Origin of the sequence: Methylophaga sp. UBA1464 (genome assembly GCF_002325665.1) — a bacterium.
GTDB lineage: Bacteria > Pseudomonadota > Gammaproteobacteria > Nitrosococcales > Methylophagaceae > Methylophaga.
The window spans coordinates 14868-24375 of record NZ_DCSO01000027.1; the positions used below are offsets into that span (position 1 = coordinate 14868).

Genomic DNA, 9508 nt, shown 5'->3' on the forward strand with positions numbered 1-9508 from the left:
CACCCAATCCACCTGGATGGATTTAATATGCGTTATTTCGTCGACAAGTCCCTGATTACGCAGATAACCCAGCGTCAATAACTCCGGCTGTCCACCCAGCGTCATCAACGTAACAATCTCACGATTATCCAGATAAATGGTCAGTGGTCTTTCACCAGTTAATGAGACTTCGCGGGATGCGCCTGACTCATCTAAAACAGTGGTGGTATGCAGGCGATTAATGCCCTGATTGGTCATTTCCGGCTGATAACTAGCCACCGGTGACACTCATATGGCGAAAGATAATCGGTTGTTCTTTGATGTTAAAGTCATGGCCTTTCGGTTTGATATCCATTGACTTGATAATGGCCTGTTTGAGTTGTTCGATATCGCCCGGATGACGTCGGATAATATCGCGCAAATCCATCGAGTGCTCCTGCCCCAGACATAACAGCAGACGGCCCTCTGTCGTCACTCTGACCCGATTACAGCTTTCACAGAAATTATGGCTATGCGGGGAAATAAAACCGATTTTGCTATTGGTACCAGCAACCTTGTAATAACGCGATGGGCCACCGGTATTGGCGATACTGCTTTGCAAATCAAAATGCTTTTGTAATGTGGCAAGCACTTCATCACTACTGCAGTAGCTTTCATTACGACTATGCGTTACCTGGCCTAACGGCATCTCTTCGATATAGGAAATATCGAGATCATTATCGATAGCAAACTGTGCCAGATCGATAATTTCATCCTCGTTACGACCTTTCATAATGACCGCGTTCAGTTTGATGCGTTTAAAGCCGGCTTGTTTAGCCGCTTCAATCCCATCCAATACCTGAGTTAATTCCCCAGTACGGGTGAGTTCACGAAAGCGCTCGGCATTTAACGAGTCCAGACTGATATTAATACGATCCATACCGGCTGCAGCCAGCTTTTCAGCGTACTTCGGTAACTGGGAGCCGTTGGTGGTTAAGTTCAGCTCTTTAAGCGATGTGGTGTGTTTCAGCGCGCCAATCTGTTCGATTAACCAATCTACGTTGCGACGCACTAATGGTTCGCCACCAGTAATACGCACTTTTTCAACGCCTAACTCACAAAACGCTTTTACCAGAAAAGCGATCTCTTCCAACGTCAGTAGCCGTTCACGCGGCATGAAGGTCATTTCTTCATCCATGCAATACACACAACGAAAATCACAACGATCGGTGATCGAAATGCGTACATACGACACACGCCGTCCGAAATTATCGATTAATTGTGTTTTTTTATCCGTCATGATGTTTATTATGCGCTAGTTACGCTCTTTATCAGAAATATCGCAGGCCTTTGCGGTAGAAAAGCCAAACAAAGCATACCCACCGCAGCGACCACTTAAACCATTAATCAGCAGCCCCAATCCGAGCAAGGCCCACCAACTTTGGTAATACAATGCAATCGCTATTATAAACAGACCGATTATGATGCGTAACGTTCTGTCTGTTTTGCCAAGATTCTTTTTCATTACATTGCTCCAGATACAAACAAGCCCCTTTGCAGGGGCTTGAAAGAATAACGCAATTGACTGGCTAATTAATCACTGCTTGAGAAAGCGCCAATCAGATGTAACAGGCTGGTGAACAAGTTGTAGATACTGACATACAGGGTAATGGTTGCCATGATGTAGTTCGTTTCACCGCCGTGAATGATGTTGCTGGTTTCATACAGAATCAGACCAGACATCAACAGTACAAACATGGCAGAAACTGCTAATGACAAGCCAGGCATGCTGAAGAAGATTGCCGCCAGCCCCGCCAGGAAAGCAACCAGAATACCAACAAACAGGAAGCCGCCCATAAAGCTGAAATCTTTCTCAGATTTAATCGCATAAGCAGACAATCCTAAAAACACAATGCCGGTCGCACCCAGAGCTTGCATAACGATTTGCGGGCCATTCGGTAATCCTAAATAAGCATTAACAATTGGTCCCAGTGTCAGGCCCATAAACCCTGTTAACGCGAATACAGAAGCGATACCCCAGACACTGTTGCGCAATTTAGCTGTCAGGAACAACAGACCGAAGTATCCGATCAAAGTGATGATAATGCCGGGATGCGGCAGGTTTAAAACCATTGAAACACCAGCTGTAACGGCACTAAAGCCGAGCGTCATTGCCAGTAGTACATAGGTGTTACGCAATAACTTGTTGGTTTGCAGCGCAGACTCGCGCGAGCGTACAACTGTTGATTGTGTATCGTAGTTCATCAGTTTATTTCTCCATTACTCAGTAAAGTATTGATGATTGGTGGTTCATCCAATGGACATCATCCTACCGGATAAGTTCTAAATGGCAATAGCTATATAAATTTTGCATTCACTGTTGTCAGATCAGGTCATTCCTAGTAATATGCCGCGTCTTGGAGGGATGGCAGAGCGGTTGAATGCACCGGTCTTGAAAACCGGCGTGGGTTTATAGCCTACCCAGGGTTCGAATCCCTGTCCCTCCGCCAAACAAACTAACGGACTTCGGTCCGTTTTTTTTGTATCTGGGGTTTTGTAATTGGGATTTTAGCTGTTCTGTATTTAGAAATTATTTCAGTTTATATTGTCGTACATAAATGCAGTATTTGCTTTTAATTCTACTGCGGCACAGCACGCGTATCCCGGTAACCCTTTTCCGTCATACAAGCATGCCATTCTTGATTTAGACGCATCTCCGTCTGCCGCTCTGTTTCTTCAGGTCGTTGCGCGGCTTTAATTGCGTTAGAACCGAATGTAGTGCAGGAGGAAAACAAAAAAAATGATTAGAGTAAAGCAAGAAAATCTAATAAATATTTTTGATATCTTTTTTCCATTATGAATCATTCATTTTCTCTTCAGCATTGTAAATAAACACTGAGTTTATACTTAAGACGTAAAATCAATTTAGTTATTCTCCATTGATATAAGTTAATAACTCAAAGGATTAATAGAATTTATAATTTTTGAGAATGTCGTTCTTATCAAAAACAAATAAAGCTTTCTTTGATCCATTGCTACAAAATAACCCTTCGTCTTCTTCATCTATGATTTCAATGCAAGACATTCTATTGGTGAAGTTTTTCACTTGGCATTTAAGTGTTACGCCGTTCTCGGGTTTTAAATGACCATTTATTAAGTTTTCTTTTGGTGGGTACGGGCAATCATGATCAATCTTGCTATTGAAGTTGGAGTTTGAGCATCCTTGGGCTAGTAACACGCTAAGACTGAGTAACATTGAAATTAGTAATGACTGCTTTTTCATAAGTGATTTCCTTTTCTTTTTGATTGAAATATTTTTGTCTGGGCAAAGCTGATCATCCATTTCATTCTTACTCTTACCCCAGCCCATACAGGGTGTACTTTTACTCGCCTGGCTGCGCGATTTTTACATTATTATTTGAATCAATCTCCACCCAGAATTAATGGAATCTAAAACCAATAATTCAGCCATAATGTTCTGGTTTTAAAGGGAGTTATGATTTAATTTTTACGGGTATTGACATCGCTCATTGCACTACTCTAAATAAACGTACCGTTATCTCGCATACATTCGCCCATTCTTTAGTGAGTCCTCCCATTCGTTCTGCCTCACGATGCCTTTCCTTATTTCATTGGCCACTTGATATAAAACAGCTTTGTGGTATTGGATCAGGGCTATAAAGTGCAATCTTTCCAGGATTGTTTTGCCTTAATTCACTGCTTTTTATGGCAATAACATCTGCTTCTGACAGCCGTCCTGTTTGATGAAGGGACTTTTCATATTCATCAAGATGATTTGCAAGTTCAATCGGATCTGAGTGATCAGCCTTCATTTGATAAAGTAACGGTAAAGACCTTTCAAAAAGAACATTGGCTTCTAAGTAACGCTGTTGAGCTTTATATAATCTGGCAAGTTCTGATATATTTTGTGTAATCTTTGCTTCATCATTATCAGCCACCTTTTCACGAACAATAATGGATTGTTTCAACCATTTTTCAGCTTCATCCAATCTACAAAGCTTAATATTTGTTCTTCCCAGACCATACATTGCAATAGCAATATATTGCTGGTCTTTATTTTTATTTGCCACCTCCAGCGTTTTTTCATAACCTCGAAGTGCTTCCTGATAACGTCCGGAAAGGTATGCTTTATTACCCTCATAATTTAGCTGTTGTTGAGGGGAAACAGTCGCACAGCTCATGCTTGAGAGAATTAATAACAAAACTAGATATATTTTTAGTAAATGCATTTTTTATCCTTAAATTTATTGCAAATAGATGCTCAATTGAGAATTTATTAATAGTTCTCATCTAGTTTTTGAAGAGGTGTTTCGCAACAGAGCACTCATCTCGTGGTTACTCTGATTTTGCATATCCCGTTGCAGTTGGGTTGCCCTATCGGGATATTCTTCGGTGTGGTCTTTTGAGCGCCATGAAGAAGATACTTCTGGCAGCAATTCCTTATCGACGTAGACCAAATTAATGTCTTGATGGGGATTCACATTGCCTAATATTTCCTGCTGTTTTTTATTAGCCACCAAAACGATAGTAATTGCAGCAACTGGCTTGTCTTTGGTTTTTATCAACGCACTTTTTACTGTTGCAACATTGAGTGCCTGACTTTTACCTAAAATACCCACTGAAAGCTCTGTACCTGAGGAAAGTAATTGAACAAGCTGGTCTATCGCCACCGTTGACTGGCCCATTTCGAACGTTGCCAGCATGAGTTTTTCTGAAATCAAGTTGCTTGGGCTGGGTACTTCAAGAAAATACAGATCGGTTGAATCAGTAATTTCCATGATTGATATCATCTGATCTGCATAAGGGGTTGGACGTTTTTGGGCAGATGATTTAGTAGATGTGTAACAGCCAGTAACAAGGCTAAAAAGCAGGGTGGAAAAAGTCAGTCTTAGAATGGTTTTTTTCATGATTTATCCTTAAATCAAAATAAGTTAATAAGTTTGTTAGTTACTTTCTTAGGGGGAGCTCCTCTTATATATCTAGATTAAGATGTCAGTCTTGTAAACATTCAGGTGGAGGATTATTTGTTTTCTCACGACTACAAAGCTGAGGAGCAAGTGCATGTGTTAGACAGTAGTTATAATCACTTTTTACTTTGCAATACCATCCGTTTAAACGGTTTTCAAGACTGTGAGCAGGTATCACTGTATTTGCTTGACAGGCGGGTAATTGTTTGTATTTTTCTAAAGAACATATCTTTTTAGTATTATAAAATCCGTTATATGAATATCCTGCTTGTTCCATACACTTTCCCTCTAACACTAATTTATTTATATATGCATCTTCATCATAACGACTGATTTTGAAAGCTTTTTCGTATACATCGAAGTTTGTGTCTGGAGCTGGCTTACCGCACTCTAATAAAGATTTTTTAATTTCAAGATTAGATGCTCCAGTCTTTGACCATTCTTGGTAAGTGGCTGGACTTGGCTTGTAAACTACATCCTGCATATAGGTCGAACAACCAAACATAAGTACTGAGAGGGTCATTGTTAGGAAGATTTTCATAACAATCCTTAATTTAGTGTGCAGAATTAATATCATGAGTGATTGGTACTCCATATCTGGGGTAACAATCAGTACTTGCGGCTCCTGTTCCATAACAGCCATGAACATTAGGAGCAGCACCAAATAGTTTAATCCATTCTTTTATTAAGCCACTTCCTTCTGCTACTTCACCATAAGTGGCTGGGTTACCGCCAATCAATCTTCCTACAAAATCCGCCATATGATTTTGTAACTCAACTGATGTCTGGTTGCCTCCGCTTAAAGTATCTAAGGAGTTAGCTGCCTCTTGAGCAGAATATGCTGGTCCCACAAACTTTATGTTTGTATTACTAAGGGGCTCAACTAAGCCCATGGTTTGAAGTGTTTCCATAGCATTACCAATCGTCATCGATCCACGACTATGACCAATCAAATTAAGTCCGTCCTGTCCATATATTTGGGACAGATTTATAATTTCTTGTGTAGCATTAGTGTTCCCCAATGCAGCACTCTCTAAACCTTTCTGATACCCCGCTACAAGTAGTTCTGAAAGAAAATTATTTGCGTCTGGAAAATGGACCACATAAACCTTCTCACCAATTGGTGCCTCAGCCATTTGAACGGAATAAGCCCCAGCTGCCGATTCATCATTGAAAAGACCATTAGTGAATACATTAAGCTTTTTGTTTTCTCCATTTACTTTTAATCTGAATTTTTCAGGCTCATCTATTTCGTGCATTATGGGTTTGCCTTCACTGTCTCTAACAACATTTCCTTCATCATCCCTTTCAACTTCAAATACTTTGGCTTTGGCCAAAAACATTTTTTTAAATGCTTCATCAGTAAATGTTGAAATCGTTGCAGAAAGTAGCAGTTTATCCGCTTGTTCCTGCTGTGCTTTTTCTTGTAAAGCCTCCATATCGGGTCTTTCCAGAACACGATTTGTATCAGATGTATCTCGATTCAATGAACCGATGGTTTCTTCGGCATTTTTATCCGTTAATGCGATTTGAGCAGTTTCATCCGTGATCGTTATGCTTGCAGGGCTGATAGCGCTCAGTGTTGTGCTGCTATCCTTAATATCTGCGGCACCATGATTCTGTAAATTGCTTGCAAGGCCCTTAGCGGCAACGTATTTACTACTGAGCATGTCCTTGCTGAGAGTTATGCCTTGTGAGCTGGCATCTGCATCCATATGGTTCTGGATATCATTTACAGTCAAAGTACTGGTAGTGAGTTGGTTTTTGTCGGCAGTGGCAATGCTATCTATCACTGCGCCCTTAAGATCCGTGTTACCTGCTATGGTGATATCAAACCCATCTTCTCCTGCTTTGATACCGCTTTGCTCATAAACACTGGCGTAATTGCTGTTACTTTTTTGTTTGCTATTGCTAATGCTGCCGCCAGCAATACCAGCGCCGATGGGTATGCTGATGCTGATACCAGTGTTGCTTTGTTTAGCCTTGCTTGTCGCGGTATCCTGCACACTTTCAATGTTAAGATCTCCCGCGACGTCGGCAATCACTTGTTTCCCGCGGGCATTGGCACCTATTAAATTTGTGTCGTTGCCAGAATTCAGAGCAAGTGTTTCTCCAGCAGAAACCTGTGTATTGTTGTAAGTCAGACTGTCACTATTGGCTTTTCCTTTACCTCGGCTGGCTGCCAGATCGAGGCTTAAACCTGTTCCCTCACCCCCGACCCCAATAGAAATTCCGATACTGGCACTACTGGATTTGTTTTTACTTTGATTGGTTTCTTTATCGGCACTGGCGATCAAGTTGATGTTTCGTGAAGCATCGAGAGTGACGTTTTTATCTGCTGCAATATGACTCCCCACTACAGTCAAGTCATCCTCAGTTGCTGTGATACTGACATCACGACCGGCCTTCACTAGACTGCCTTGGTGATTAGTTAGGCTTGAGCTGCTGAAACTTTCACTGTTGCTGCTACCAACGCTAATACTTAATTTGATGCCTGCCGAAGAAGCTGCATACTGAATCTCGCCCGCATTAATGGCATCAATGGCTGCACCTCCTTGTTCCATAAGTGTTGCGCTATTGGCATAAGTTTGTAGTGCGTTCAACGCTTTGTTTCGACTGCCTTCGCTTTGTAAAGTGGACTGTGTGGTATCTACAACATTTTGTGCAAGGTTAAGTGCACTACTTTGAACCGCAAGCGTTAAGCCACTTTGTTTAAATTTAGTCTCTTGAGTGTTATCACGGGTGTTTTTCCCAGCAACGATACTGACCTGTTGAGCACTGATATCAATATTGCCTTGCGGGGCCAGCACATCACTGGCTTTTTGGGTATAGGTTTTACCACTGTTTATGATCACATCGCCTTCTAAACTACCCACGGTGCTGCCGGTTTGATTAGTACTGTTTGTCGTTTGCTTGGTGTTGAGTTGGCTGCTGCCCAGAGTAAGACTTCCACCGCTGGCGCTAAGGCCACTCTTTTTGGTTTTTCGCTCATGAAATTCGTAAGCTGTGTTGTTGGCAGCAGTGATATTCACATTATCTACTGCGCTTAATGTGGTGCCGTTATCACTGATAACATTGCTGCCACGAATGTTCAGTTCGTTACCGGCATCTAACATAACGGCTTCACCACTGAAGTTACTACTGATGCTGTTATCCGATTTGAAAACATCGCGGCGGGTTTTGGTTTTACTGCTGAAGGTGCTGCTTCGTTTTACCTTACGTGCCGTATCGAAGTTGCTAGTTTCACGGCCTTCAATGATGTTGATATCTTGCGTAGCGGTGACATTGATTGCGCCAGCTTCACTGGTGATGCTAGCGGCTGTTGCATTAAAGTCGTTGCCTGCATTTAATGCAATATCGCCAGTTGTTTCGATGATGCTGCCAATCTCTTGTGTGCCACCATGTTTGACATAGTTTTTAGCGTTACGAATGCTGCTGTTCTGTTCGGCAATCTGCACTGTGCCAAGGTTGATATTTTTTTCAGCAGTGATTTGCGTGATGCCACCTTCACCACGATTGACGATACTGGCAGCCATAAAGTTAACGTCATTACCTGCTGAGGCAATGAGAATCGCATCGGGGTTGCTGAGATACAGTCCGGCAACACGATCTATATTCGTCCGACTAAAACTGTTGGCGCCTTCTCTTTGTTTGCTGCTTTGTGTTGTACTTCGAAGGTTAATGTCATTATCGGCCTCCAACAGCATGGCATCTCCTGCTCTGACTTTACCGCCAATGTTGTTGATATCATCTTTGGCTTTTAATAACGTCGAATCAGCCACAATCTGACCGCCCAGATTATTGATATTGTCAGCATTCAATTCCACGATCTCGCGACCGGCAATCGTCCCCTCATTGGTCACATCCGCAGTGAGGTTCATGGTGACCGTGTTGCCTGCCATCAAACCGGTGGTCGGCTGCATATCCTCTGTCTGAGGTCTGATATAAACTTTAGGAACCAATGCCTGGGTGACTGAGCCATCAGGCAGCGTAACCGTTTGTTCAACCAGCCAGACAATATCGCTGGTGAGTTGTGCCATCTGCTCGGCTGAAAGTGCTACCCCCGGGATGAGCTGTAAGCCACTGACTTGTGTAAGGGCCGACGTCATCAAAGCCTGATATTGCGCTTCATCATTAGCGTGTCCATCAAGGAAACGACGTCCGGTTAATTGGGCAACTTGTTCACGCACCAACCGTTGCTCATAGAAGCCATCCCCCAAACGCTTTTGCGTAGTCGCGGGATCAAATGCCAGTTGCTGCAGCATGTAATCAGAACTTAACCAAGAGCGATAATTGGCAAAGCGTGGATTGGTTTCAATCAGATAATCTGCTGCGACATCAGGATTGGGTTGAAACAGGCTGCTTGCAACAACAGGAACAGTTGCTGAGTTAACACTGGTTTCGCTGCCCGCTGGAGTCGTATTACCATCCAGCTGTGTAGTAGAGAGGTTATACGTAACGACATGATTGGCGGGTTTATAGGGACCGATAACATCAATATCGTAATCATTGTCGTGGCCATCCCAATCATAATAGTAGGCGGTACCACTATAGCTTGTAAC

At 42.4% G+C, this 9508-nt stretch carries 9 protein-coding genes and 1 tRNA gene; 1 reads left to right on the top strand and 9 read right to left on the bottom strand.

All coding sequences use genetic code 11. The annotated features are described in order from the left end of the window. The 4 genes from B3O33_RS02860 to B3O33_RS02875 all read right to left on the bottom strand — a co-directional run. A partial coding sequence (locus B3O33_RS02860) for a formate dehydrogenase accessory sulfurtransferase FdhD (protein ID WP_292362889.1) occupies window positions 1–258 on the bottom strand: 258 nt, incomplete at its 3' end. Next, window positions 251–1258, bottom strand: a complete 1008-nt coding sequence (gene moaA / locus B3O33_RS02865; RefSeq protein ID WP_292359600.1) for a GTP 3',8-cyclase MoaA — start codon at window positions 1256–1258, stop codon at window positions 251–253. The genes moaA and B3O33_RS02860, both read right to left, overlap by 8 nt. A 15-nt stretch (window positions 1259–1273) precedes the next feature. Next, a complete protein-coding gene (locus tag B3O33_RS02870; RefSeq protein WP_292359602.1) occupies window positions 1274–1483 on the bottom strand; it encodes a YgaP-like transmembrane domain in 210 nt (69 codons plus the stop codon). A 68-nt stretch (window positions 1484–1551) separates the two neighbouring features. Beyond that, window positions 1552–2223: a Bax inhibitor-1/YccA family protein gene (locus B3O33_RS02875; RefSeq protein WP_292359604.1), complete on the bottom strand. Its 672-nt coding sequence runs from the start codon at window positions 2221–2223 to the stop codon at window positions 1552–1554. A 154-nt stretch (window positions 2224–2377) separates the two neighbouring features. Between B3O33_RS02875 and B3O33_RS02880 the strand changes: the two genes are divergently transcribed. Next, window positions 2378–2468: transfer RNA gene (locus B3O33_RS02880), tRNA-Ser, on the top strand. A 455-nt stretch (window positions 2469–2923) separates the two neighbouring features. Here B3O33_RS02880 and B3O33_RS02885 read toward each other — a convergent pair. The 5 genes from B3O33_RS02885 to B3O33_RS02905 all read right to left on the bottom strand — a co-directional run bounded on the left by B3O33_RS02885 (window position 2924) and on the right by B3O33_RS02905 (window position 8869). Then, entirely contained in the window at window positions 2924–3301 is a 378-nt protein-coding gene (locus B3O33_RS02885; protein WP_292359606.1) for a hypothetical protein, read from the bottom strand. A gap of 286 nt (window positions 3302–3587) precedes the next feature. Continuing rightward, entirely contained in the window at window positions 3588–4208 is a 621-nt protein-coding gene (locus B3O33_RS02890; protein WP_292359607.1) for a tetratricopeptide repeat protein, read from the bottom strand. A gap of 57 nt (window positions 4209–4265) precedes the next feature. Beyond that, window positions 4266–4886 (bottom strand): hypothetical protein, encoded by a 621-nt coding sequence (locus B3O33_RS02895; RefSeq protein ID WP_292359609.1) that lies wholly within the window; start codon window positions 4884–4886, stop codon window positions 4266–4268. Between the two features lie 85 nt (window positions 4887–4971). Next, complete coding sequence (locus B3O33_RS02900) at window positions 4972–5487, bottom strand: hypothetical protein (RefSeq protein ID WP_292359611.1); 516 nt, start codon at window positions 5485–5487, stop codon at window positions 4972–4974. 13 nt (window positions 5488–5500) lie between these two features. Continuing rightward, window positions 5501–8869, bottom strand: a complete 3369-nt coding sequence (locus B3O33_RS02905; RefSeq protein WP_292362890.1) for a hemagglutinin repeat-containing protein — start codon at window positions 8867–8869, stop codon at window positions 5501–5503. Between the last annotated feature and the right edge of the window lie 639 nt (window positions 8870–9508).

What these genes read in the sequence shown, in the direction of transcription:
- moaA (WP_292359600.1), bottom strand. Translation starts at nt 1,258, where the DNA reads ATGACGGATAAAAAAACACAATTAATCGATAATTTCGGACGGCGTGTG.
- B3O33_RS02870 (WP_292359602.1), bottom strand. Translation starts at nt 1,483, where the DNA reads ATGAAAAAGAATCTTGGCAAAACAGACAGAACGTTACGCATCATAATC.
- B3O33_RS02875 (WP_292359604.1), bottom strand. Translation starts at nt 2,223, where the DNA reads ATGAACTACGATACACAATCAACAGTTGTACGCTCGCGCGAGTCTGCG.
- B3O33_RS02885 (WP_292359606.1), bottom strand. Translation starts at nt 3,301, where the DNA reads ATGGATGATCAGCTTTGCCCAGACAAAAATATTTCAATCAAAAAGAAA.
- B3O33_RS02890 (WP_292359607.1), bottom strand. Translation starts at nt 4,208, where the DNA reads ATGCATTTACTAAAAATATATCTAGTTTTGTTATTAATTCTCTCAAGC.
- B3O33_RS02895 (WP_292359609.1), bottom strand. Translation starts at nt 4,886, where the DNA reads ATGAAAAAAACCATTCTAAGACTGACTTTTTCCACCCTGCTTTTTAGC.
- B3O33_RS02900 (WP_292359611.1), bottom strand. Translation starts at nt 5,487, where the DNA reads ATGAAAATCTTCCTAACAATGACCCTCTCAGTACTTATGTTTGGTTGT.
- B3O33_RS02905 (WP_292362890.1), bottom strand. Translation starts at nt 8,869, where the DNA reads ATGCAGCCGACCACCGGTTTGATGGCAGGCAACACGGTCACCATGAAC.